Annotated in this window: 25 protein-coding genes and 1 tRNA gene; 3 read left to right on the plus strand and 23 right to left on the minus strand. The window is 46.2% G+C overall.

Annotated features, from left to right (window positions below; genetic code table 11):
- Positions 1–10: 10 nt before the first annotated feature.
- The 5 genes from accC to R2J37_RS14065 all read right to left on the minus strand — a co-directional run bounded on the left by accC (position 11) and on the right by R2J37_RS14065 (position 4,792).
- Entirely contained in the window at positions 11–1,354 is a 1,344-nt protein-coding gene (gene accC, locus R2J37_RS14045) for an acetyl-CoA carboxylase biotin carboxylase subunit (protein WP_230105112.1), read from the minus strand.
- 11 nt (positions 1,355–1,365) lie between these two features.
- On the minus strand, positions 1,366–1,806 hold the full coding sequence (locus R2J37_RS14050) for an acetyl-CoA carboxylase biotin carboxyl carrier protein (protein WP_316265652.1): 441 nt from the start codon (positions 1,804–1,806) through the stop codon (positions 1,366–1,368).
- A 14-nt stretch (positions 1,807–1,820) separates the two neighbouring features.
- Positions 1,821–2,774 carry a 5-oxoprolinase subunit C family protein gene (locus tag R2J37_RS14055; protein ID WP_256192999.1) on the minus strand — a complete coding sequence of 318 codons (954 nt, stop codon included), beginning with the start codon at positions 2,772–2,774 and terminating at the stop codon, positions 1,821–1,823.
- A 1-nt stretch (position 2,775) separates the two neighbouring features.
- Positions 2,776–3,510, minus strand: coding sequence for a 5-oxoprolinase subunit B family protein (locus tag R2J37_RS14060; protein WP_230105109.1), 735 nt, complete (start codon positions 3,508–3,510; stop codon positions 2,776–2,778).
- A gap of 358 nt (positions 3,511–3,868) precedes the next feature.
- Positions 3,869–4,792 carry a LysR family transcriptional regulator gene (locus R2J37_RS14065; protein ID WP_230105108.1) on the minus strand — a complete coding sequence of 308 codons (924 nt, stop codon included), beginning with the start codon at positions 4,790–4,792 and terminating at the stop codon, positions 3,869–3,871.
- A gap of 144 nt (positions 4,793–4,936) precedes the next feature.
- Here R2J37_RS14065 and R2J37_RS14070 point away from each other — a divergent pair, with 144 nt between their 5' ends.
- Positions 4,937–6,220, plus strand: a complete 1,284-nt coding sequence (locus tag R2J37_RS14070; protein ID WP_230105107.1) for an aminotransferase class V-fold PLP-dependent enzyme — start codon at positions 4,937–4,939, stop codon at positions 6,218–6,220.
- Between the two features lie 74 nt (positions 6,221–6,294).
- Here the strand turns inward: R2J37_RS14070 and R2J37_RS14075 are convergent, their stop codons facing one another.
- The 7 genes from R2J37_RS14075 to murB form a co-directional block, all read right to left on the minus strand.
- Positions 6,295–8,127, minus strand: a complete 1,833-nt coding sequence (locus R2J37_RS14075; RefSeq protein WP_316265656.1) for an acyltransferase family protein — start codon at positions 8,125–8,127, stop codon at positions 6,295–6,297.
- 136 nt (positions 8,128–8,263) lie between these two features.
- Positions 8,264–8,335: transfer RNA gene (locus R2J37_RS14080), tRNA-Glu, on the minus strand.
- Positions 8,336–8,442: 107 nt separating this feature from the next.
- Complete coding sequence (locus R2J37_RS14085; RefSeq protein ID WP_230105105.1) at positions 8,443–9,378, minus strand: diacylglycerol/lipid kinase family protein; 936 nt, start codon at positions 9,376–9,378, stop codon at positions 8,443–8,445.
- Positions 9,379–9,449: 71 nt separating this feature from the next.
- Entirely contained in the window at positions 9,450–9,707 is a 258-nt protein-coding gene (locus R2J37_RS14090) for an HPr family phosphocarrier protein (RefSeq protein ID WP_230105104.1), read from the minus strand.
- Positions 9,700–10,611: a DNA-binding protein WhiA gene (gene whiA / locus R2J37_RS14095; protein WP_230105103.1), complete on the minus strand. Its 912-nt coding sequence runs from the start codon at positions 10,609–10,611 to the stop codon at positions 9,700–9,702. Before whiA ends, R2J37_RS14090 begins: the two co-directional genes overlap by 8 nt.
- Before the next feature lie 8 nt (positions 10,612–10,619).
- Positions 10,620–11,501, minus strand: coding sequence for an RNase adapter RapZ (rapZ, locus tag R2J37_RS14100; protein ID WP_230105102.1), 882 nt, complete (start codon positions 11,499–11,501; stop codon positions 10,620–10,622).
- A 2-nt stretch (positions 11,502–11,503) separates the two neighbouring features.
- Entirely contained in the window at positions 11,504–12,415 is a 912-nt protein-coding gene (gene murB / locus R2J37_RS14105; protein WP_230107580.1) for a UDP-N-acetylmuramate dehydrogenase, read from the minus strand.
- Between the two features lie 174 nt (positions 12,416–12,589).
- On the opposite strand from murB, the gene R2J37_RS14110 reads away from it, so the two are divergent.
- Entirely contained in the window at positions 12,590–13,867 is a 1,278-nt protein-coding gene (locus tag R2J37_RS14110) for an HlyC/CorC family transporter (protein WP_316265660.1), read from the plus strand.
- A 90-nt stretch (positions 13,868–13,957) separates the two neighbouring features.
- Here R2J37_RS14110 and R2J37_RS14115 read toward each other — a convergent pair whose 3' ends face one another.
- From R2J37_RS14115 to R2J37_RS14155, 9 genes are all read right to left on the minus strand, one after another.
- Positions 13,958–14,656, minus strand: a complete 699-nt coding sequence (locus tag R2J37_RS14115) for a sigma-70 domain-containing protein (RefSeq protein ID WP_316265662.1) — start codon at positions 14,654–14,656, stop codon at positions 13,958–13,960.
- A gap of 178 nt (positions 14,657–14,834) precedes the next feature.
- Positions 14,835–15,701: an N-acetylmuramoyl-L-alanine amidase gene (locus R2J37_RS14120; RefSeq protein WP_230105097.1), complete on the minus strand. Its 867-nt coding sequence runs from the start codon at positions 15,699–15,701 to the stop codon at positions 14,835–14,837.
- Positions 15,702–15,775: 74 nt separating this feature from the next.
- On the minus strand, positions 15,776–16,180 hold the full coding sequence (locus R2J37_RS14125) for a superoxide dismutase family protein (RefSeq protein ID WP_331490203.1): 405 nt from the start codon (positions 16,178–16,180) through the stop codon (positions 15,776–15,778).
- Positions 16,162–17,652, minus strand: a complete 1,491-nt coding sequence (locus R2J37_RS14130) for an ATP-binding protein (RefSeq protein WP_256192993.1) — start codon at positions 17,650–17,652, stop codon at positions 16,162–16,164. Before R2J37_RS14130 ends, R2J37_RS14125 begins: the two co-directional genes overlap by 19 nt.
- Positions 17,649–18,992, minus strand: a complete 1,344-nt coding sequence (locus R2J37_RS14135; protein ID WP_316265665.1) for a vWA domain-containing protein — start codon at positions 18,990–18,992, stop codon at positions 17,649–17,651. The genes R2J37_RS14130 and R2J37_RS14135 overlap by 4 nt, the downstream gene beginning before the upstream one ends.
- The gene (locus R2J37_RS14140) at positions 18,989–19,891 is read right to left on the minus strand and encodes a leucine-rich repeat domain-containing protein (protein WP_316265666.1); all 903 of its coding nucleotides are present in this window, start codon (positions 19,889–19,891) and stop codon (positions 18,989–18,991) included. The genes R2J37_RS14135 and R2J37_RS14140 overlap by 4 nt, the downstream gene beginning before the upstream one ends.
- Positions 19,878–20,312 carry a DUF3783 domain-containing protein gene (locus tag R2J37_RS14145; protein WP_230105093.1) on the minus strand — a complete coding sequence of 145 codons (435 nt, stop codon included), beginning with the start codon at positions 20,310–20,312 and terminating at the stop codon, positions 19,878–19,880. Before R2J37_RS14145 ends, R2J37_RS14140 begins: the two co-directional genes overlap by 14 nt.
- 107 nt (positions 20,313–20,419) lie before the next feature.
- Positions 20,420–20,686 carry a DUF6092 family protein gene (locus tag R2J37_RS14150; protein WP_316265668.1) on the minus strand — a complete coding sequence of 89 codons (267 nt, stop codon included), beginning with the start codon at positions 20,684–20,686 and terminating at the stop codon, positions 20,420–20,422.
- Positions 20,687–20,717: 31 nt separating this feature from the next.
- Entirely contained in the window at positions 20,718–21,242 is a 525-nt protein-coding gene (locus R2J37_RS14155) for a nitroreductase family protein (RefSeq protein ID WP_316265670.1), read from the minus strand.
- A gap of 142 nt (positions 21,243–21,384) precedes the next feature.
- Between R2J37_RS14155 and R2J37_RS14160 the strand changes: the two genes are divergently transcribed.
- Positions 21,385–22,134: a DUF554 domain-containing protein gene (locus R2J37_RS14160; RefSeq protein ID WP_316265672.1), complete on the plus strand. Its 750-nt coding sequence runs from the start codon at positions 21,385–21,387 to the stop codon at positions 22,132–22,134.
- A gap of 27 nt (positions 22,135–22,161) precedes the next feature.
- Here the strand turns inward: R2J37_RS14160 and R2J37_RS14165 are convergent, their stop codons facing one another.
- Together R2J37_RS14165 and R2J37_RS14170 are read right to left on the minus strand one after the other, a co-directional pair.
- Complete coding sequence (locus tag R2J37_RS14165) at positions 22,162–22,821, minus strand: aspartate/glutamate racemase family protein (RefSeq protein WP_316265673.1); 660 nt, start codon at positions 22,819–22,821, stop codon at positions 22,162–22,164.
- Positions 22,822–22,889: 68 nt separating this feature from the next.
- Complete coding sequence (locus R2J37_RS14170; protein WP_316265675.1) at positions 22,890–23,834, minus strand: aminopeptidase; 945 nt, start codon at positions 23,832–23,834, stop codon at positions 22,890–22,892.
- Between the last annotated feature and the right edge of the window lie 6 nt (positions 23,835–23,840).

Genomic DNA, 23,840 nt, shown 5'->3' on the forward strand with positions numbered 1-23,840 from the left:
TTCCTTTCTTTTACAGTTCATAATTTCTTTCAATAAAGTCTGTGTGGAACATACCGCTTAGGAAATCCGGATGATGCAGCACATCATACAGAAAATCCCTGTTTGTCTCCACCCCTTCTATCATCAGTTCGCTAAGGACGCTGCTCATCTTGGAAATGGCTCCTGTACGGTCCCTGTCGAACGTGATAACTTTTACGATCATGGAATCATAGTACGGAGGAATCCGGTAACCCGGATAGATAGCCGTGTCCATACGAATCCCATTCCCTCCCGGCAGATGTATCTTTTTTACCGTCCCCGGGCAGGGCATAAATCCGTGAAGGGGATCCTCTGCATTGATCCTGCACTCAATAGCATGTCCCCGGAATACAATATCTTCCTGCTTCACACTTAGCGGAAGCCCTGCTGCTGTGCGGATCTGCTCCCGGATCAGGTCAACACCGGAAACCAGTTCACTGACCGGATGTTCTACCTGGATCCTTGTGTTCATTTCCATAAAAAAGAACTCCCCCGACTGATCCAGCAAAAATTCTATGGTTCCTGCATTTTCGTATCCCACTGCCCGGGCCGCTTCCACTGCCGTGCAGCACATTTTTTCCCGAATTTCCGGAGAAATAAAGGCGCATGGTGACTCCTCGATCATCTTCTGATGCCTTCTCTGGATAGAACAATCCCTTTCCCCCAGATGTACTACATTGCCGTACCGGTCGCCTATGATCTGTACTTCCACATGTCTCGGCGCCTGTACATACCGTTCCAGATACATAGTACCGTCCCCGAACGCGTTGATCGCTTCCTGCTGCGCTGCATGGAAAAGAGCCGGAAATTCCTGCTGTGTATAAGCAAGCCGCATCCCTTTGCCGCCCCCGCCGGCAGAGGCCTTTATCATAACAGGAAAACCAATCTTGTTTGCTTCTTCCAGTGCTTCTTCCCCGCCGGATACAGGAAAATCCGTTCCCGGCACCACCGGAATCCCGGCCTCTTTCATGGTTTGCTTTGCCTCGGATTTATTTCCCATCTTCTCGATCAGCTCCGGGGACGGGCCAATAAATGCTATTCCACATTCCTGACACATCCTGGCAAATTCCGCATTCTCTGACAGAAATCCAAAGCCGGGATGGATTGCCTCCGCTTTCAGAGCCAGGGCAGCTCCTATGATCTGCTTCATATTAAGGTAGCTCTCCGCCGGAGCAGCCGGTCCAATGCACACCGCTTCATCCGCCAGCCTGACATGCATTGCATCGGCATCTGCTTCAGAGTATACTGCTGCTGTTCGGATATTCATTTCTCTGCAGGCACGTATGATCCGCACTGCGATCTCTCCGCGATTCGCGATCAATACTTTCCGAAACATGTCTTCACTCCCTACTCTTCTATCACGAACAGAGGCTGTCCGTACTCTACAAGTTCTTTATCCTTCACTAATATTTCCGAGATCGTCCCTGCACATCCTGATACTACATCGTTCATCAGTTTCATAGCCTCTATTGCTCCAAGCACCTGCCCTGCCTCCACACGGCTTCCCAGGGTTACGGATGTCTCTCCTTCCTGGCTTCCTGCTGAATGGAACACCCCTACAAGAGGAGATCTTATGATCGTTCCCTCCTGGATAGACACTTCTGCATCTTCGGTCTTTCTGCCGGAACCATAAACCGAGGCATCCGGCTGTGCTTCCCCCTCCGGTTCCCGGCTGCTTCCGGATGATTTTTTTATGCGGATACGAAAGTTTTCTTTTTCCAGCTCAAATTCCTCTACCCCGGATTTTTCCACTTCACGCAGAAGATCAATGATCTTTTCATACTTCATACGATTTTCCTCCGCTAACTTCTCTGGCCCAGCTTCTTTTCCAGATTCTGCAGCTTCTTCTTATTTCTTAAATAAAGTTCCTGTGCAAGCTGGATCCCCACTCTCACAAAATGAACCTTATATCCCGGCTGTGCCTGCGCCAGCTTAGGCAGATCCACCGAAATAACGGTTCCGATCTTCGTATAACCACCTGTCGTCTGCCGATCCGCCATCATGATAATGACCTGTCCATTGGTAGGCACCTGAATGGAGCCGAACGCCACGCCGTCTGTCAGTATATTTCCATCTTTGATATGCTTCAGAGGTTCTTCTCTTTCCAGCCTGATCCCCATCCGGTCAGATTCATTGGTGATCACTGCACTGTACCAAAAGAATTTCCGCACTTCCTCTTCAGTAAATGCACTGTCCTGTGGTCCGGTCACTACCCTTAAGGTAATATCGCCCTGCGGAAATACCTCCGGCTCCATCCTGCGCATCTCCATATTAGGAAGTGTTGTCCTGGGACAGCAGAAGCCGATCCTGTCACCTTTCTCCAGTTTGCGGCCTTCCACTCCGCCAAGTTTATTTCTCATCAATGTCGCCTTGCTTCCCATAACAACGGGCACATCAAGCCCTCCGGAAAATGCTATGTAAGCCCGGCTCCCTCCGCTGGCAACGCCAAAGGAAAGAGTATCTCCGGCATGTACCAAAACTGCCTGGTACATAGGAATCGCCTCTCCATTCACACTTGGAGATACATTGGCTCCTGTCACCGCAATGATATTATCCTTCTCAAACTTCAGCTCCGGTCCCATAAAAGTAATCTCCAGCGCACTTTCACCTCTCCTGTTTCCGGCCAGAATATTGGCAATATAGAAGGACTGGGTATCCATGGGGCCGGCTGGCGATACTCCGAACTGCTGGTAGCCGAAGCGCCCTTCGTCCTGTACGGTGGTCTGTATACCCGGATTTTCTACAATAATTCCCATGCTATTTCACCACCTTTTTTACATATGTCTCCAGTTTATAAGTTCCCCGCTCTACATCAGAACGGATCTGGTCATATTCCTTCCTGCTGACAGGCTGATATTTCACCCAGTCTCCCGCATTGACAAGGAAAGGTTCCTCTTTGGAATAGTCACAGATATTGCAGGGTGTGCCTGCCACGATATTCCAGCCGCATGGCTGATCGAATGGAATCAGGTTTGACTGGTTCTCCGCCGCCACAATGGAGCGCCCGTTAATATGTACTCTCGGCTCCGTTCTTCTCTTGAAATGGAACGGTTCCTCAAATCTCGCCATATACGCATGTCCCGGCGCAACTCCCAGCATATACGCATAATATTCATGTTCTGAATGCATCCGGATAAATTCCTCTACCGATACCTTCTCAAATGATGCACACTCTTCCAAATCCCACGCAAACTCCTTATCATAACAAATAGGAAGAACCTTTACGATCTGCGAAACTTCTTCTTTTTCTTCCCCGCCTGCATCCAGCCTCTTTTTCACTTCTTCCACCAACTGTCCGTAAAGAATCTTTTCCGGCTTATAATGGATCATCAGTGTGGCATAGGTAGGAACCATCTCCGCAATACCGTCCACCGGATCCGCCTCCAGTTTCTGCATGAGGCTTTTTACTCTTCCGTTGACTTCCAGGCTGATTTCGTCCCCAAGCTGTACATATAAAGACTCATCGCCGCCCGTCAGAAATTTTGCCTCCATGACCTTCACTCCTTTCTCTCACTTTGATTTTTGTGCGTTTTGTCTATTTGTCACACTTAATTTTCACGTTTCTTTATTAATTACAGCTAGTATAGCATAGGGATTTTCTAATAAAAAATAGATTATTTGTCTATGAATTATTAACATTTTCTATTTTTCCTCCATTTTTCAAGAAGTCATTTTTATTTGTTGCTATTTTCTGTTTTTCTCTCTGTTTTACATTCAAAACTCTTATATTATCTGTAAATCTCTTAAATAGTATCTTTTTTCAAAAAAACAGACACGCGTCTTTTTCCCGCGTGTCTGCCAAAACAGATTTATGAATTATTTTAGTATCATATATTTACTCTTTTTATATTTAATCTGATTCCTGTTTTTTCTCAAAAGATCCCCAATTCCTGTCCAGAAGATAGCGCTCCATCTTTTCTTCAAAAATCTGTACCGCTTTCAGAGTAGCCTCATTGGGATATCTGTGTTTGATCTTATAAATCGTACGCTCCGGCGGCTGTACCTCATTGGCGATCCGGCTGATATAAATAGGTTTCAACTGCGAGATCCGATCCACTACCGACGCCGGTACAATCGCCCACACTCCGTCTTCCTCCAGCATATGATCAAGAAGTCCGAAACTGTCTACCCATACCTTAGGAAGTTTCCCCTGACCGATCCTCTGGTCATGCCATATCCGAAAATTTCCATCCCAACTTACAAATACCTCATCCGAAGGGTCCAGTTCGTCTGTATGGATAGACGGTTTTCTGATTCTGGCATTCTCCGGCTGCACAATATACATCTTCTCTCTTAGCACCGGTTCTGCTATAATATTGCGAAAATGCAGATGATGATAAACAAACCCGATATCAATCTCATGATTTTCCAGAAGCCCATACAGCTCGTAAGAATAATGCGTTTCCATATGGAGATTCATAGCCGGATTCTTTTCTGTCAATATTTTGTGGTAAAGATCCATAAGGACTGCATTCATCGTGTCTGTACATCCTACAGTCAAATAGAGCCTGTCCTGTCTGTGTTTCAAAAGCTGCATCTCTCTCCAGATCGATACCCATCGCTCCGCTATGGGGATAAACTCTTCTCCCTGCGCAGTAAGCTCAATCTGTTTATATCCCTTTTTCCTTGTAATGAGCTTTACATCCAGTTCATCCTCCAGAGATTTCAGCCTGTGGCTTACTGTAGGCTGAGATAAAAAAAGATTTTCCGCAGTCTTACTGATATTTCTTGTTTTTACGATCATCAAAAAGGTTTCTATCTCGGATATGTTCATATTGCCTCCTGTATCGTCTTCTCAAAATATAGAATTTATTAATATTATACAATAAAATTCTTCATTTCACAATTTCTTTCCCCCATGCTATGATGAAGGCAACAATAAACGATTAAAATTCCTGTTAAAAAAGGAGGAGAAATCATGAACACAGAACACGGAATCTGGTTTCCTGATGAGTATCAGAAACATTTAAAAAACCAATTTTGCTATGCGGACGAGGATCCCTTATATGGCCCCCGGCTTTTCTTCGAGAACTCCGGCGGCTCATTAAGGCTTCGCAAAGCAGTAGAAGCAAAAACAGCAGCAGAACAGTTCCCGGATTGTCCGGAAAGAAATTATGCAAGGGGGCTTAAGCTGGCTCATTATGTTTCCGAAGGAACAAAAGAAATTCTGGAAGTAATATTTGGTGCAAAAACCGGCGCACTGGTAACAGAACTTTCCGCTTCCCAGACAATGTTCCAGGTCGTAGACGTTATTCTTGAAAATGTAAAATGGGGAACAAACGCAGTGACATCCTGTTTGGAACATCCTTCCGCACACGACGCCGTGGAATATGCATGTGCAAGAACAGGACGAGAGTTCCGCGAAGTTCCTGCAAACCAGACAACCGGAGGAATTGATGTTGAGGAAGTGCTGAAACATGTTGACAAGGACACCTGTCTGGTAAGCATTATGGCTGCTTCCAACATTTCCGGAAACATCATGGATATTAAAGAGATTGTCCGTCGGGTAAAAGAGATCAATCCCGAAATTTATGTGATCACTGACACAGTTCAGCATGCTCCTCACGCTGTGATCGATGTGGAGGACTGGGGCGTAGACGCCGCCAATATCGCTCCTTATAAATTCTTCGGTGTAAGAGGATGCGGATTTGCCTATGTATCTGACCGTGTAGCTACTATGATGCACCACAAACTGACTCACAAAGACGCAGATGTATGGGCACTTGGAACGCCGACTCCCGGTAACTTTGCCGCTATTATGGAAGTTATCAATTATGTATGCTCTATCGGTGAACATTTTATTCACAGTACAGACAAGCGTACTCTTTTCGTTGAAGGTATGAACCGCATTCACATGCAGGAGCGGGCAATTTTGTACCGGATGCTGGAAGGAACCAAGGAAGTTCCGGGACTTCGCCATATCCCGAATGTGGAAGTGTATGTAGATATGGAAGATCTGACATGGAAGGACCTGATCATTGCCATGGGCATCAAGGGTCTTGATTATCCGGAATGTGTCATTGAATATATGAAACGCGGCGTCACAGTATTTGAGCGTGTACGCAGCAGCATGTATTCTAAGAGAATCGTAGAGACATTGGGAATCCCTGGAGCAATCCGTGTATCACCTCTCCACTGCCACGGCAAGGAAGATGTGGATAAGTTCCTCAAAATAACAAAAGAAATTGCAGAATCTGTTTAAAACCGCTCTCTTTTTACTCATTTCCCATATATACATTCAGAAAAACCCCGGACCGCCAAACGATCCGGGGTTTTTCATTCTTCTTTATAAACTTTCAGCACCTCTTCCTTTATGCATTCTATATACGCTTTTGCTCCCTCTTCTGTCAGATGAGTCTCATCCGCGTCGAAGTACTCTGCATGTCCTTCACTTACACCATACCAGTCAATGAGATAAGTATTGTCTGTGGAGTCTGTAAATTCATAAATCTCTTCATTATTTGATGTCTCCCAGGTCGTATAAGGCGCTCTGGCAGTGAATACAAAAAACGGCATGTCCGGTCCCAGCTTTTCGCGCATTGTACCTAGTGAATCATAGAGAAGTCCATTACTTCCAAGCGCAAAAATCACTCCGTCCCCAGCCCATCCTTTTTCATTTACATAAGAATCATACAGATCAAAGCTTTCTGTTGTATATCTGCTGACTGCTGCATCACAAATGCTGTTTGGAAAAGCTGCATAAAATTCATCGGATGCTCCCAGGGCTATGGAATCTCCCATAAGCAGCAAATCAAGATCCGCAAGAAGTTCCTCGTCTGTCATCTCTTTTCTTGACTTACTTTCTTCTCCTTCACTATCTGTCTGCTTTGCTTTCGCCTGATCAGCCTGCGCCTCTAACTCTTCTTTGTTACTCAGCACACTCTTGCGGGGCACCAGAGCTACACATAGTATGGAACTGACTCCAACACTCAGGACAAATGCTGTAATTTTCAAGCCTCTTCTCAAAAAACGAATCTGTCTTTTACGCTCTCTCCTTGTTCTTGGCTCTCTTCTGATAATATCAAGATTTTTCCTGATCACTCCATGACGAATTGGCGTTTCTATAAAACGGTAAGAGAATCCAGCCGCAAGAAAAGTCAGGAGAATCGCAATCAGGCCAATCCACCAGCTTGCTTTTTTACCTCCGCTAAGCAAAAGTATAATAGGATAATGCCACAAATAAATACCATAAGAACGTTCTCCGATCCATTTCAGCGGCAAAATGCTTAAAACTCTCCCTAAAACGCTTCTTTTGTTCAGTACTGCCAAGATAACAAAGAGAGCTAACAGGGAAGCAAGCGCCTGTCCTCCTCTATACAAAAAGCTGCTGTATCCGTCAATAGCTGCCATCATACACAAAAGCCCTGCGAAAGACAGCACGCCAACGCTTTCCCTGATGAGTCCTGCAACTTTCCTTTCCAACCTTCCATCCTGTGTGACAAAAGCTAAGAAGGATCCAAACAAAAGAGAAAAGACTCTGGTATCTGTTCCATAATATGCTCTGCTTGGATCCTTGGCCGGGTCAAATAAAACTGCCATCAGAATCACAGATACAAAAGCCAGCAAAATGGTCACAATCATCATTTTTTTCTTTTTGTTCCGCAATTTAGATAAAAATATGAGAAGCAGCGGATACACCAGGTAAAACTGCGCTTCAATAGCCAATGACCAGCAATGCGTCAGCGGGGAAGGAGCTCCCGCATTTTCAAAATAAGAAACATTGTTGAAGATCTGCCACCAGTTATTATATCCTAAAAGTACAGAAAGCAAGTCAGAGCAGGCTTTTGTGAACAATACCCTATTGAATATGGCAGTAACAAAGATCAATACAGGCAGCATCGTCAGAACAGCCGGCAGCAGCCTTCTCATGCGCCTGAGCCAGAAATTTTTTAAATTTATCGTATGGGTATTCTCCAGTTCTGTGATCAAAATCCTTGTAATCAGAAATCCGGATATAACAAAAAATACCGTAACCCCCAGCAAACCGCCTTTCGCAAATGGCAATCGCAAATGATAGGCGAAAACCATCAGTACCGCTACTGCACGCAGTCCGTCTATGCCATATATATATCCTTCCCGTTTTTCCGAACCGGTTTGTCCTGCTTTCATTTGTATATTCCTCTCATTTTTCTTTGATTCCATCATATTATACTATATCTTCGGCTTCCCGTACAATGCTTCTGCCGTCTCGTTACATACCACTTCTTTAAGCACAAAAAAAGCCTTGTTTCCAAGGCTTTCCAAGTGACTCCGAGGGGAATCGAACCCCTGATTCCAGCGTGAGAGGCTAGCGTCTTGACCTCTTGACCACGGAGCCATATTCAGCCGTGACTTCTGCGTTTGCAGTCCATCACGTGACCGAATAATATAATATCATATGGCCTGTCCTTTTGCAAGTAGTTTCTTAAAAAATATTCCAAAATTCTACTTATTTTTTTCTTTCTTGCCTGACACGGACAGCTCCTCTACATGCTTTTTGGGAACCATGATATTCAGCGCCTGCTTCAGGTTATATATTTCCACAAAATCATGATCTCCCCCAAATTCTCCATCCAGCGTCCACGGAATCTCCTCCAGCGATTCAAAGGTAAGATGCCCGCTCTTAAAAGAATACATGTGCTTGCTGTCGGTCTGTTCCAGCAGGAGAGCTGTGATGATCTCCTGAAGCTCTATGGGGTTTTTCGGCATTTTTATAAGAGTCACCTCAAATACTCCGTCATCGAACGCAACATTCTTTCCTACCATGTTGCGGAACCCGCCTACAGATCTGGAGTTCGTTACCATTCCGAAAATAAACTCATCTTCTATCGTTTCGCCGTCATGGGTAACTTTGATCCGGTAGGATGGGATATTAAAAATACGCTTTGTCCCTTCCAGAACATAGGCAAGATGACCCAGCAGGTTTTTCGCCGTCTGGTTTGTCTGATAAGATACATCAGTAAAGAGTCCAAAAGCGGCAATATACACAAAAATATCTTCATTAAACTGCCCGATGTCGCAGGGGAACTGTGCTCCATTAACCGCATTGTCCGCCGCCCGCAGAATATCTCTGGGGATTTTCAAACTATTGGCAAAATCATTTGTAGTTCCTGTGGGGATGTAGCCGATCGGAATTTTTTTCTCTCTTCCCATCATTCCCGTCACCACCTCATCAATGGTACCATCCCCTCCGCTGCATACCACGAGATCATACGGATCTGTATATTCTGTAACTTTTCGGTAAGCATCCTGGTAAGACTGTGTGGGATATGCTGTCACATCATATCCTGCCTTTACAAAAATATCTATAATATCCGATACCTTAGGTTTTAAAAGTCCTTTCCCTGCATGAGGATTATAAACAAAAAGAAGCTTCTTCATATTCATTCCCTCCTTACTATCTAAGGCATAAACAAAGAGCCCCGAAAGCGGAACTCTTTATTCTGATTCTTTTATTTCTGGTTTGAAAGAAATTTCTCTACGCCATCCACTGCATCCAGTTCATCTTCTCCTTCAGCAGCAACTGTAACTTCCTCACCCTCACCCAGGTTAAGGCTCATCATACCCATAATACTCTTTGCATTGATCTTCCTGTTGTTCACCTCTATGTATATCCGACTGGAATACTGGCTGGCTTCCTGAACAAGCAGGGCAATTGGTCTCACATCCAGACCATTTTGATGTTTGATTGTTACCGGTTTCTTAATCATAATGTACCTCCTTGATTCCCCTTAACTTATCTGCCATTTCACTTAATTTCCTAAGCCGGTGATTCACTCCCGACTTCCCTACCGGAGTCTCCAGAAGATCTCCCAGCTCCTTTAATGTTGCTTCCGGGTATGCAAGACGTGTAAGGGCAACGTCTTTCAGTCCTAAGGGAAGCTGCTCAAATCCCACGGTGTCACGTATATAAGCAATATCTTCCAGTTGTTTAACCGCTGCAGATACTGTTTTATGAATATTTGCTGTCTCGCAGTTTACTTTACGGTTCACTGCGTTTCTCATATCTTTCAATATTCTTACATTTTCAAGTTCCATCAAAGCCACATGGGCTTCCATGATATTCAGCGCATCTACGATACGCTCTCCCTCTTTCAGATAGATGACAAAATGCTTTTTCCTTGAAACGATCCGGGCATCCAGCTCAAAGCTGTTCATAATGCGCTGCAGGTACTGTGCTTTTTCCATCTGATCACAGACGATCTCAAAATGATAGGATTTTCCCGGATCACTCATAGACCCTGCCGCCAGAAATGCGCCTCTCATAAAAGCACGCTTGCAGCAGACTGCCTGTACCTCCGCCTGCCTGATGGCAGCCAGAGCGCCTCCTTCGGCCCGCAGTACATAACTGCTGCTGTCTTTTAATAAATTCCTTCTCACAGATATCTGGAGGGCAATTTCATTTTTTATATTAAATGTTTTTTCCAGTAATGTAAAGCATTTTCTTATGACGGCTATATTTTCCGCATGGAGGATAAGCCGCAGACTGCCGCCTTCTTCTTCCTCCCACAATCCGTTCATCCCCGTCAAAGCCGCCAGTTCAGCCAGCTGACAATGTCTTGCCCGAGGATAAATTCCGGATAATTCCTCCTTTACTTTCCCAGAAAATGACATAACTATCCCTACTTTGCTTTTGTCACCGCGTCCTTTTCAATATCGCGGTGCTCTATTTTTATACCGTAATCTCTTTCTTCTTCCGCAAGCACTTGATAAAGCGCATTGGCAAGGGTGACAGACCGATGTTTCCCCCCTGTACAGCCCACCGCAATGACCAGCTGTGTCTTCCCCTCCTGCACATAATTCGGAATAAGAAATCTTACCATATCTGTCAGTTTATCGAGAAAGATCACTGCCTTTTCATTGTCCATCACATAATCCCGCACTTCCGGGTCATTTCCGCTTTTAGCACGAAGATCATCAATATAATACGGATTGGGAAGGAAACGCACATCAAACACCAGATCCGCATCACTTGGCAGACCGTACTTGAAACCGAAAGAAAGAATCGTAATGTACAGATTTTTATATTCTTTGTTTTCAATAAAAATTTTATGCATTTCTTCCCGCAGCTCTCTTGTCAGAAGACGGCTGGTATCGATCAGATAATCTGCCTTTCTTTTTAAGAACGCCAGTCTTTTTCTCTCTTCTGTAATGCCCTGATCTACTCTGCCGTTTCCCGCAAGCGGATGACTGCGCCTTGTCTCTTTGTAGCGTTTGATCAAAGTCTCGTCCGAAGCTTCCAGAAAAAGGATCTCATATGAGATCTTCATCTCATCCAGCTGCTCCAGCGATTTTTGCAGCTTTTCAAAACTGTGTCCGCTTCGGATATCCAGCCCCAGAGCAATCCTGCTGATGGACGAGCCAGGAAGCAAAAGCAGCTCGCCCAGCTTCGGCACCAGCTCTACCGGAAGATTGTCTACACAATAGTATCCTGTATCTTCCAAAATCTTCAAAGCTGTACTTTTTCCCGCTCCCGACATGCCTGTCACAATAATAAATCTCATACTTAAAATTCTCCCAGCCTCTTCACTTCAGGCTCCAATGTAACTCCTGCATGTTCCTTTACTTTTTCTGAAATATGTCTGATCAGAGCATCCACATCTGCCGCGGTTGCTCCTCCTGCATTGATGACAAATCCGCAGTGTTTCTCGGAGACCATGGCCCCGCCGATCCGGCAGCCCCTAAGTCCTGCGTCCTGAATCAATTTACCGGCAAAATATCCTTTCGGTCTTTTAAAGGTACTTCCGGCGCTGGGATATTCCAGCGGTTGTTTGCTGATCCTTTTTTCTTTCAGCTCTTCCATTTTCTTTTGTATTGCTTCTTTGTCGCCTTTTTCAAGCTTTATAACCGCTTCCAGAACAGTACAGCCGTTCTTGGCCGCCGCGCTGGTACGATACCCCATATCCAGATTTTCCCGGGAAATTGTGCTGATTTCTCCTTCTTTTGTCAGGACTGTGATCTCTTCCAGCACATCTTTCATCTCACCGCCATATGCACCTGCATTCATAATGCAGGCTCCTCCCAGTGTTCCCGGAATCCCTGCTGCAAATTCAAATCCGGTCAGCCCCTCCTTGAGGGCTGCTGCCGCAATCTTTGCCAGAGAAGCACCTGCCTGGGCGCAGATCTTATCCCCATCCGGGTAAATTCCGGACATCCGGGTATAAAGCTGAATTACAACCCCTCTGTATCCTTTGTCAGACACGAGAAGGTTACTTCCATTTCCTATAATATAATATGGCATGCCCTCTTCCCGGCATATCTGTACAATCTTGCGGACCTGCTCTTTGTCAGACGGAACGACAAACAAGTCAGCCGGACCGCCGATGCGGAATGTGGTATGCCGATCCATGGGTTCGTTTTGAAGAATCTGCTCTGTTTCCAATATATGTTCAAGTCGGGAAATAAAATCCTGATTCATGATAATATAGCCTTTCTTTCCTTTTTTTCATTGTCCATCATACACTAAAACCCCCGCAAATTCAACGTGGACTTGCAAAATTACATAAAATACGGTATAGTAATTTCGTGTTATACGCTTACAGGCAGAGCCCTGAAATCTTATAAAATTATGAAAGAGGAGTGAAAAAACTTCATGGACCCCAGCGACGCCATACAGATTATTATTTTGATTATTCTGCTGATGCTCTCTGCATTTTTTTCATCTGCAGAGACTGCTCTTACAACAGTCAACAAAATTCGTATCCGCAGCCTTGCCGATGAAGGAAACAAGCGGGCAGAGGCTATTCTGGATGTTACAAAAGATTCCAGCAAGTTATTAAGCGCTATATTGATCGGAAATAATGTGGTAAACACTGCTGCCGCTTCCCTGACAACAACGATCGCCTATCACTTCGGCGGCTCAGCCGTTGCTTTTGCCAGCGGTCTTATTACTCTTTTGATCCTCCTTTTCGGAGAGATCACTCCCAAGACCACCGCTGCCATCCACGCCCAGGGCATTTCCATGATCTATGCGCCGATCATCCGTATTTTTATAAAGCTGATGACTCCTGTCATCTTTATTATAAACAGTCTGTCCCGTGTAATTCTTTTTATCTTGAGAATAAATCCGGAAAATACAAAAAAAGCCATGACAGAAAGTGATCTGCGTACAATTGTAGATGTCAGCCATGAAGACGGGGTGATCGAATCCGAAGAAAAGGAACTGATCTACAATATTTTTGATTTCAATGACGCTAAAGCGAAAGATGTTATGGTTCCCCGCGTTCATGTTACATTCGCTGATGTGGAGAGTACTTATGAAGAACTTCTGGAAATTTTCCGGGAAGATAAATTTACCCGGCTTCCGGTTTATGAAGAGACTACTGACCATGTGATCGGAACCATCAACATGAAGGATCTGCTCCTATTTGACAGCAAAAAGGAATTTCATGTGCGTGATATTTTAAGAGAAGCTTATTTTACCTATGAGTATAAAAATATTTCTGAACTTCTGGTAGAAATGAGAGATTCTTCCTTCAATATCGCCATTGTCCTGGATGAATACGGAGAGACCGCCGGTCTTATCACACTGGAAGATATTCTGGAAGAACTTGTTGGTGAGATCCGGGATGAATACGATGAAAACGAAGAAGATCTTGTCCGCCAGGTCGGAGAGAGAGAATATCTTGTAGAGGGATCTCTCAACCTGGAAGATCTCAATGATGAGCTTGATCTGGATCTTTCATCGGATGATTACGATTCTCTCGGCGGTCTTATCATCGAACATCTGGACCGTCTTCCCCAGGCAGGAGATGAGATCACCACAGACGAAGGCATCCGCCTTGTGGTAGAGAAGCTTGATAAAAACCGGATCGAACTGGTACATATGTATCTGCCGGAAAAGACGGAAACCAAGTCCGAAGAGAATTAAAAAATAATCTTTTTCTAATACAAACAGCAGAGCAGCCCTTAAGTCATTTCAGAACTTTTGAGCTGCTCTTTCATTTATATATTCCTTCTCTTATTCTTCTTTCCATTCTTCTCCCGCCAGCTTAAGGATATCTTCGATCTCCTCTTCTGACACGCCCATTTTCTCTGCCACTTCCTCTACATCCACTTTACGGCCCAGTCCGTCGCTCATTTCCCGGATTGTCGCCTCCAGGTCAGATACCCGGTCTACCATCTTGCGGTCCTGCCTTTTCATTTCCAGCTGGGATTCCAAAAGCGCGCGCATGGAAGCTCTTATCTCTTTGAGGATTTCTTCCCTCTTCTCTTCTCCCGGAGCATATGCCAAAAGCGCCCCGACAAGACTGACATTTCCTTCCTGGATCACATCTCCCAGGAAAACTCCCTGTCTTGGCAGCTTCAGCGCTTCCTCTGTCACAAGGGGCATGTAGGCTGCCAGCCTGCTCTCCTCCGGTGTACGCGGCACCATCTCGTGTATTTCTCTAAGATAACTTTCCAGGTATTCCTGTTCTTCCCGGGTCAGCTCCTCTCTTTCTTCCTCCGCCTGCCGAATCACTCCGGGCTTTTTTTCATATCCCGATACAGCCACTTTCTGTGAAAGCAGGTAGTCGCACACCAGCTCTATCTGCTGGGCAGAAAGCGCTTCCTCCTCGAAGAATTTTTCGATTTCCTCTATATTAAGATGCATCTGCTTTTCTTCTGCCAGATGCAAAATTCCGCTTAATTTTTCCTGAAATTTTAATTTATCTGCCATTTTCGATCCTCCGGTTCCTATGTAAAATTCTGATATATCTTCGGCTTTGCAGGCCAAAGCACCCAGGTATAATAACCACGCGGCTGCTATTATATGTGGTTATTATACCTAAAGTTTTTAAAAATTACCAGCACCGGAAAACAGAGACTATCGGAAGCGGGAGGATCTCCATATGGGATCAGGACACAATCACAGTGGAATAACCTGCCCGTTTCAGCCGCCGTTCCATGTCGGCTGCTTCCTCCAATGTGTCATATCCGCCCACCTGAACTCTTAAATAGCCGTCAGAATCCTCAATATACGCCGGAAAATCCTGCTCCAAAAGTTCCCCTCTAAGTCTCTCTGCATAAGTACGGTTGCGGAAAGCCCCTACCTGCACGCGATAATCGTGGACTACTGCATTTTCAAATTCATTATTTTCATATTGACTGTCTGTATTTCCCCCTGTCATGCCGCTGTTCCCACTGCCATTTACGCTTCCGGACGTATCTGCACTTCCTTCAATAAGTCCGTTCCGCTGCAGGGTATCGAGGATTCCCTCGGCAATGGCAAGTGCAATGTCATCAAAATTCTGATCAAACAACATGTTATCGGTGTCAGAATTGATAAATCCGGCCTCCACAAGAACAGCCGGCATTTTTGTCCTCTTCAGCACGACCAGATTCGGTCTTGCCTTGACGCCAAGATCCACAAACCCTATAGTTGCCAGCTCCTCATTGATCGCCTCCGCGATCTGGTACTTCAGTCCCGACAGATCGTACACCAGCGATTCCACACCGGACACCTCGTTGTCTCTTGGAAAAGAATTGCGGTGAATGGAAATAAAGAGATCCACTCCTGCCTGATTTGCTTCCATCGCTTTTTCATATGGTGTCTCATAGACATCTGTCGTACGTGTATATTCTACATCAATACCTCTGTTCTGCAAAATTTCCCCTACAGCAAGCGCCAGGCGCAAGGTATCGTCCTTTTCCTGACGCCCGTTGTACACTGCTCCCGGATCCCGTCCTCCGTGTCCTGCATCCAGCATGATTGAATATGCCATAAAAATCCTCCTATTTGCACAGTCTTTCTACTCCAGCATATGCAGACAGGAGGCTTTTTGTTACATGGAAATGTTTATCGTATATCAGGATCTTCTGCCACGATCTGTCCGCAGGCAATCTTCTCTCCTGAATTTCCCGACGGCTGGGTGCAGAAATCATCAGGCATATCATGAATCACAACTGTCTTCCCCACCACTTCCTCCGGAAAAAAGCGGGTGGTATAGACCATCATCCACGCTGTTCCCTTATCGGATAGAAGAGGAGGCAGATCCCCCTCATGTTCCGGATGCATTTTACCCCGGGTCTGATAGTGGCCGTCTGTATCGGCAAATTCATCCGAAGTGGTTCCGGTACAGGCGCTTCCTTCATGAATATGAAATCCGTAAAAGCCGAGGCCTTGCCCTGTATTGTGCGGAGTAAGGCCGGAAATATTAGCACCGGCGCCAAAAGGATGTTCTTCTATGACATTTCCTCTAATTCTTCTAAGATCTTCTCTCTTCTTTCATCAAACAGAAGTCCTTTGTTGTATTTAAAATATTTATCACAGTCATTTTCTTTCAGATACTGGATGCTGTAGTAATTGGTATTCAGCTCGGTCACAAAGCAGACCATTTCCTGACTGTCCCCGAAGGCATCCTCCATAAAGTCAAAGGCGTGATCCAGCGCTTCTCCGGCCGCATCCACAGCCTGCTGCCGCTTATCAGCCTCCTTCGCAAACTCTGCCCGGACTCTCTCGAATGCCTCGTCTTTCTGCTCATCCTGTTCCAGATGTTCTTCCTTAAGGATCACAACATACCGCTCCAGTGTGTCCGCGACTTTGCGGAGCATATGATCCGCCTCTTTTGTCAGCTGTCCTGCCCGGCGAAGCTTCTCATATTCTTTCTCCGCCTCTTCTTTGATATCAGCCAGATTTCCCTGTACCTTATACTTCTTAAGCCATCCGAACAGCCTGGTTACATACTGGTCTGCAAGGTAACTTGCCTGGAACAATTCGCTAAGCTTCCCGATCAGCATCCCCACGACGCTTAAACGCTCGTCGAAGGAAGCAAATTTCAGCTTGTCCAGGGTATCTTTTCCATAGTGTCCTTCCAGGATTTTCTCCAGTCCGTAATCCTTTTTATATTTGTGAAAAAGCTCCAGATAATTGGCAAAATCCTTGGCGATCTTCCAGTGCTGCAAATACTGATGCACCACTTCCCGGTCCGCTTTTTTGCCGATCGCCTCGTACACCTTTAAAAGCTCTGAGAGATCCTCCCAGCCCCGGGCTGTTACAAATGTCCTGCCGTCCACCGTTGTCTCCATCCGATAAAAGCAGTCTTTCCGGATTTCCAGGTAGGAGAGGATGGCAGGATGGATCCCGGCGCGATAGGCGTATTCTCTCCACACCTCATAGTTTTCTTCCACATCGATCCGGCGGATCCTGTCCAGTGTCACCACGTCAAATTCCCGCACGGATTTATTGTACTCCGGCGGATTTCCGGCTGCCACGATGATCCACCCTTCCGGCACTTTCTGATTGCCGAACGTTTTGCACTGCAGAAACTGCAGCATAGTAGGCGCCAGTGTCTCCGAGACGCAGTTGATCTCATCAATGAAGAGGATTCCCTCTTTTAATCCTGTTTCTTCCATTTTCTCATAGACAGAGGAAATGATCTCGCTCATGGTATATTCCGTGACGGAATATGTTTTCTCTCCGTAAGTTTTCTCTCTGATAAAAGGAAGCCCCACTGCACTTTGCCTTGTATGATGGGTAATGGTGTAGGAGACAAGGGCAATGCCGCAGTGCCTTGCCACCTGCTCCATGATCTGTGTCTTGCCGATCCCCGGAGGTCCCATCAGAAGGATGGGGCGCTGCCGGATAGACGGTATCATATATTCTCCGTAGGAATCTTTCTTAAGATAAGCCGTAACGGAGTCCTGAATTTCTTTTTTGGCTCGCTTTATATTCATGCTGTATCTCCTTTTCTCTCCTCTGATTTTCCGGACATTTTCCGGACATCCTCCTCATTAAGGATCAATTTCATGGCCCATGCAGGCACATTCACATCCTCATAATCCTCTTTCATAAAGACAAAGGCTGTCTCGTAAGGAGGCATTTTCTTCGGATAAACTCCCTGTCCGTCTGTAAAATAGATCAGTCCCCGAAGCTGTGAAAATTCTTTCTGCTCCAGAAGCTTCTCCACATGGGCAAAAGCCGGGCGGAAATCCGTCCCGCCCTCTCCTTTCAGTTCGAGATCGTCCATGTATGCCCTAAGCTCTTCTTCATTCGTAATCTTCCGATCCGACTGCACGGTGTCATCACACTGGATAATGTGGATATTCACTTTCCGGAAAAAGCTGTTCTGCTCACTTAACACCGTATAAGTCTCTTCCAGAAATTTTTGCACAAGTTCTCCTGAACAGGACATGGAGGTATCGATCACGATCACGAAGTCCTCGATTTTCTTCGTCTCTTTCCATTCCTGCGGCTCGATCAGAGGCATGTTGCCGTAAAGCCTAAGTCCATAACTGTAAAAGGAATAATCGAAGGAATCATCATCCACTGCCATTTCCTCTCTTAAAACCACGAATTTCCTCAGGAAATCTCCGTACTTGAACCGCTCTTTATTCTCTACTTTGACATGTTCCAGCAGATTCCCGGATGCCGAGGAAGCTTCCTTGGAAAATGTCTCCATGTCAGTCTCCATCTCTTCCGTCTTATTCTGCCACTGATTCTCAATCTCCTGGCGGCGATCTTCCTCATCATCGTCCGGCCAGTAAATATGACTGTCCGTATAAAATTCTTCCGCCAGCTCTCCAAGCTTTCTTTCGCTCAGATTCCAGTTTTCCAGGGAACCGTATACCTTTTCCGGAGTCAGTACTTTCATCTCTTGCTTCAGCTTCCGGTACGTCTCTCTTCGCAGAAAAGACCGGGATCTTAAGACCGGCCGGTGCTGCATACTGTCGATCATGGATTCCGCCACAATATCACAGGACAGATTCCACAGATCTTCATCCCGCCCGTTTCTCCGGGTTAAATGATGAAACAGGCAGTGGAGTACCATATGAAGATAAAGCCGGTTCACCAATACCGCATCCTTACGATACATTTTGCTCAGATTCTCCGGATGATAACAAATGGAAAATCCGTCTGTCCCTGCCGGATCGGCTGCCGGATCTGCCGCAAAATAGAAACTGCTTAAAGCCACGTCAAGAAACCTCATCTTAAGATAGAGCTCATTTCTTGCAAGAACCAGAATTTCTCTTCCGATTCCCTTCAGTTTCTCCGCATTTGTTCTTTCCTCTGTCATAACTCAAATACCTTTTTCTGTTTTGGGAAATACCGGTGTCTTTCTTCCATCAGCACACTTAATATTTCCGTCTTTTCTTTTTCCGCCGCTTTCTCGATCGCACCCTCCAGCGTATCCCGGCTCCAGAAACCTTCTTTTCCGAAAAACCGCAGCATGTCCGATTCCTCTCTGTCAATATAGATTGACGCTGCCGCCATCAGGTGCTCTTTGACGTATTCTGCATACTCCGCCTTTGCCGCCTGGGAGAGCTTATAAGGGTATCGAAGGCGCAGGGCTGCCATCTCTGACGCCGTTTCCTCTGTCTCTTCAGCCACCGCTCTTGGAAACAGCCTGTCGTACTCGCTGTAATTCAGTTCCCTGTCATAGAAGCACTGCCGGTAGTCTCCTCCGGAACCGTGATAATGGGTCTCTACAATTCTTGCCGGAGTATTTTCCACAGCCTCTTCATAGTGCTCCGGAAAGATCAGCTTTGCTCTTTCTTCCGATCCGTCTTCCCGGCAGTAGCGCATCGTCACTGTAAGGGCGTACCTGATCTCATCGGCAATAAATTTCAGTACGGATTTCTCTCCCTTATAGAGCCGTATCTCAATGTTCCGTATGGCGCTGCCTGTGAAGGCTCCTGCCCCCACATCATTCAAGGCGTCGGAAAAAGAAAGGCTTTTCAAATGAAAGCACCGGTAAAACACATAATTTCCAATCTGCTCCATATAGCGGGGCAATGCAACAGACGTAACATTTGTCCTTGAAAACGCATAGGGAGCCGCCCAGCGGACCGGCTCCCCTTCTATCTGTTCCGGAATGATGACCGATCCGCTGCAGGCAGGACACTTTTCCAGCAGTATCCCGCCTTCTCTCCTTGCGTATTCCAATCCGTCAATGATTCCGCTATTTTCCATCATTTCTGTTTTCTTCCTCTTTACCGCCGGCTCTCTTTGCCGCGATCATCTTCTGCATTTCTTCATGCTCCCTTACAAGCTCGTTATGAAGCTCCAATGTATTCCAATGCACATTGGTTGGGGTCAGGGCCGCTTTCAAAGGGATCTGCAGCCCTTCTTTCTTCAGATAGGCGAGCATCCGGTTCATCTGGGGATCTGTCAGGTGATTCAGCACCAGCATTTCCTCGTCAAACCCTTCTCCTTCATAGATCTCCTCTGTGCGCTCTATGCCCTCCACTCCTGCAAGGGCGCCGATCTTCTGGAGATAGTCCTCCTTCTCCACAGTCTTGATCTTAATTCCCATAAGGACAAAAATAAATTTTACTTTATCTGTTCTCTCTTTATCTTTGAAATTATATAATAATACACTTCCTCTAACTGCCATACGTATCTCCTTTCTGAAATAAAGAAAATCATTTCCTGTCAGACAGGAAAGCGGCAGCAATAAGCCGCCGCTAACAGTATAGCAGATATTTCAGATTTGTACCAGCGCTACATACAGTCTACCAGAAGACCGGAAGCCTCCTCCAGCATCCCAAAGAAATCTTCTTCCCGGGACAGGGCTTTTCCCTTATCCCTGTCAATGCGCTCCGCCAGTTTTCTCACTCCCTCATTCTGCGGATCTTTTTCCAGGATGATCTGACACAGCTTGGACGCCGCCTCTGTAAGACGGATGGATCCATAGATCCTCGGCTCTCCCGGAAGACCCTGCGCACTTGTGATCAGATAGATCAAAAGCTCAAGTTCTTTGCTGTCCATTCTCTTCTCTCCTTTTCGTTTTTTCTGGTTTTTATTCCTTTTCAAATGTATTAAAAAATGCGATGTCTTCTGCTTTCGGCCTTGCCGGACATCTTGGCTCACCCTTCGGGTAACCGATGGAGATCAGCGCCTCGATCCGGTATTCCTCCGGGATATTAAGGATCTTCCTTATGGCCGTATCGTTATAAGATTTAATGGCGCATGTGCCAAGACCATACTCCAGGGCGGCCAGCATCAGATTTTCCGCTGCCATGGAGGCATCCATCATGCAGCCGTAGATTTTAGAATTTTCTCCGCCTTTTTTCAGCGCCTTTTCCATATCGGAACAGATTACCAGAATAACCGGCGGCTTCCCCGAAAGTCCCGGACTGAAAAAATCCACCTTTTCCCTGAGCGCATCTTCTGTGACAAAAAGGAATTTCCATGCCTGCAGATTACTGGCAGAAGGAGCTCTCTGGGCTGCGTCCGCCAGTTTGATGAGCACCTCTTTTGGCACTTTCTTTTCCTGAAAAGAACGGATGCTGTGTCTTTGCTCAATTGCTTTTAATATCTCCATGTTCTTCACCTCATCTGCCGCCGAAAGTATTTACTTTTTTCAGCGGATTCGTTAAAATATTTTCTGTTGCATATGATATGACACCAAAGCGTTCTGCTTCCATGTCAGGAATCGTACGCTTCACATACAAAGGAGGACTTCTATGTTTGGACTTGGAACGATCATCAACACCCTGGCTGTCATCGCCGGAGGACTTCTGGGCCTTTTTTTCAAAAAGGGCCTGCGGGAAAATGTACAGGATATTCTCATGAAAGGAAGCGGCATTGCCATTTTGTTTATCGGTATTTCCGGCACGCTCTCCTACATGCTGACAATCGAAAACGGTAACATAGGAACCCGTGGGACCATGCTTCTTATTTTTTCCATGACACTTGGTTCTCTGGCAGGAGAACTGCTTGATATCGAAGGGAGGATCGAGCATTTCGGGCTGTGGCTCCGGAATTTCTTCCATTCACACGGCGACTCCTCCTTTGTGGATGGTTTCGTAAACACATCCCTTATCATCTGCATCGGCGCCATGGCAATCGTGGGCTCCATCGAGGACGGCATTCACCATGACATTTCCATGCTCACGGCAAAAGCGATCCTGGACTTTGTCATCGTCCTTGTCAACGCCTCCATCTACGGCAAGGGCACGATCTGTTCCGCTATCCCAATCTTTGTCTACCAGGGAAGTATTACTGCCATTGCAGCCGTGGCCGGATCTTTTGCAAGCGATGCTCTCATCGCCCAGCTTTCTTTTGTAGGATCCGCCCTCATTTTCTGTATCGGTGTCAACACGACCTTCGGCAAGATCCTGAAGGTGGGCAATATGCTCCCCGCTCTCTTCTTCCCGGTCATCACACTGTTTCTGGGACACTTTTTCCCGGCGGCGGCTTCCTTTTTTTCCTAAAGGTTCGCCGCCCTTTTTCGTTCTCTTTTATCTGCGGATGCTCTCATAGTAAGCGAACAGACCTTCTGCCAGCACCGGATCGATCACCGGAAGACCGGTTGCCTCTTCCAGTTCTTTTGCCACGCCAATGGTGGCAAGACCTGTACATGCAAGGGCGATCACTTCCGCCCCTTTCTCTTTCAGATTCTTTCCGGAAGCGATCACCTGCTTTCTTCCTTCCGGAGTCATCAGATCCAGAGTACTGTCCACACCTTCCGGTTTTTCCAGGATCATTTTCCCTTCAAGCAGTCTTGCATAAGCGTCCGGAGCATAATCCGTGATCCCAAGGACTCCGATTTTCGAGCCATACCGAAGGGCCAGGGCCACTGTTGTCTCTCCGCCGCCGGTTACGGGCATCCCCGGAAGCGCCTCCCTTATCTGACGTACGCCCGGATCATCTGCACAGCTTACAATGATCATATCCACATTCTGAAAGGATTTCGCCGTTTCCACGATCTTCGGAACCGCGATCTCGCAAAGCCGGGGGCTGTGGATCCCCTCTGGCTGGTCGGGAATACATTTTGTCTCCACATCAAGAGTGGGAAACTTCTCCATGATCTGTCTTTGATGGGAATATAATACTTCCGGATCCTCACAGGTCAGAACCCGGATCAGTCCTACTTTAAACTTCTTTTCATGCTGACTCATTTTGCTTCCTCCTTTTACTTTTATAAAAAACCCCGCAGCTTTTCCATTGCTGCAGGGTTCGCCTTTTTCTATACCTGGAACACTCCCTCTTTGATAACAAGTGCATCATCAAGATAGAGCGTCGGCTTCAGTATAATGCCGTCCATGTGGCATTCTGCCTTGTTTACCCCGCCGAAGGATGTATTGGTTCCAAACGCAATGTGTACGGTTCCGTACACTTTTTCATCTTCCAGAATAATGCCGTTCAGAATCGCTGCTTCGTTTGTTCCGATACCCAGTTCACACAGAGTACCGTTCACTTCGTTTTTCAGCAGGATGTCCAGATTTTCACTTTTTTCTCCTGTCACCTGGCGAAGCTTGCCGCCGCTGATCTTCATGTGAAGCGGGCTTTCCAGCTTTCCGATTCCCACCATGGAACCGTCTATGATCATCTCGCCGTCGGATCCGTCCTCCAGAGGTGCAATGTACGCTTCTCCGGAAGGAAGATTGCCGCATTTCCCGGCTTCCTTATATACTCCCGGACTTGGCACGCCGTCTCTTCCTTTCAGACTGATGTTCAATACCATTCCGTCTTTTTCAATTCTTGCATTGTCTGCCTTTGTCAGCATATCGGTGATCTTTGCCGTCAGTTTCTCCACTTCGCCGTAATCGGCCGTCATAGCACCTTTGCTGAACATTTCTTTTGTGATTCCCGGCATGGTCGCAACTCTGGTTCCTGCTGCCGCAGCCTCGATCCTTGCACTTGTGTGAGTCAGAGATTTGGCAGTAGGCGCAATGACGACATCCGCCGCTTTCATGGCTTCTGCCACTGCTTTAGGCGGCTCCTGTCCGCTTACTTCTCTCTCCTTCATCACAAGCAGCATTCCTTCACAGCCAAGATGGCAGGATGCTTCATAGAGAGCCTCGCCGATCTCTTTTCTTGTGTCGTCAGTGATCACAAGTACGGATTCTTCTTTTTTTACTCCCAGACAGGAAACAAGTACCTGCTCTGCAATTTTTACTAAGTCTTTCATGGTATG

It is taken from the genome of Claveliimonas bilis (assembly GCF_030296775.1).
GTDB lineage: Bacteria > Bacillota > Clostridia > Lachnospirales > Lachnospiraceae > Claveliimonas > Claveliimonas bilis.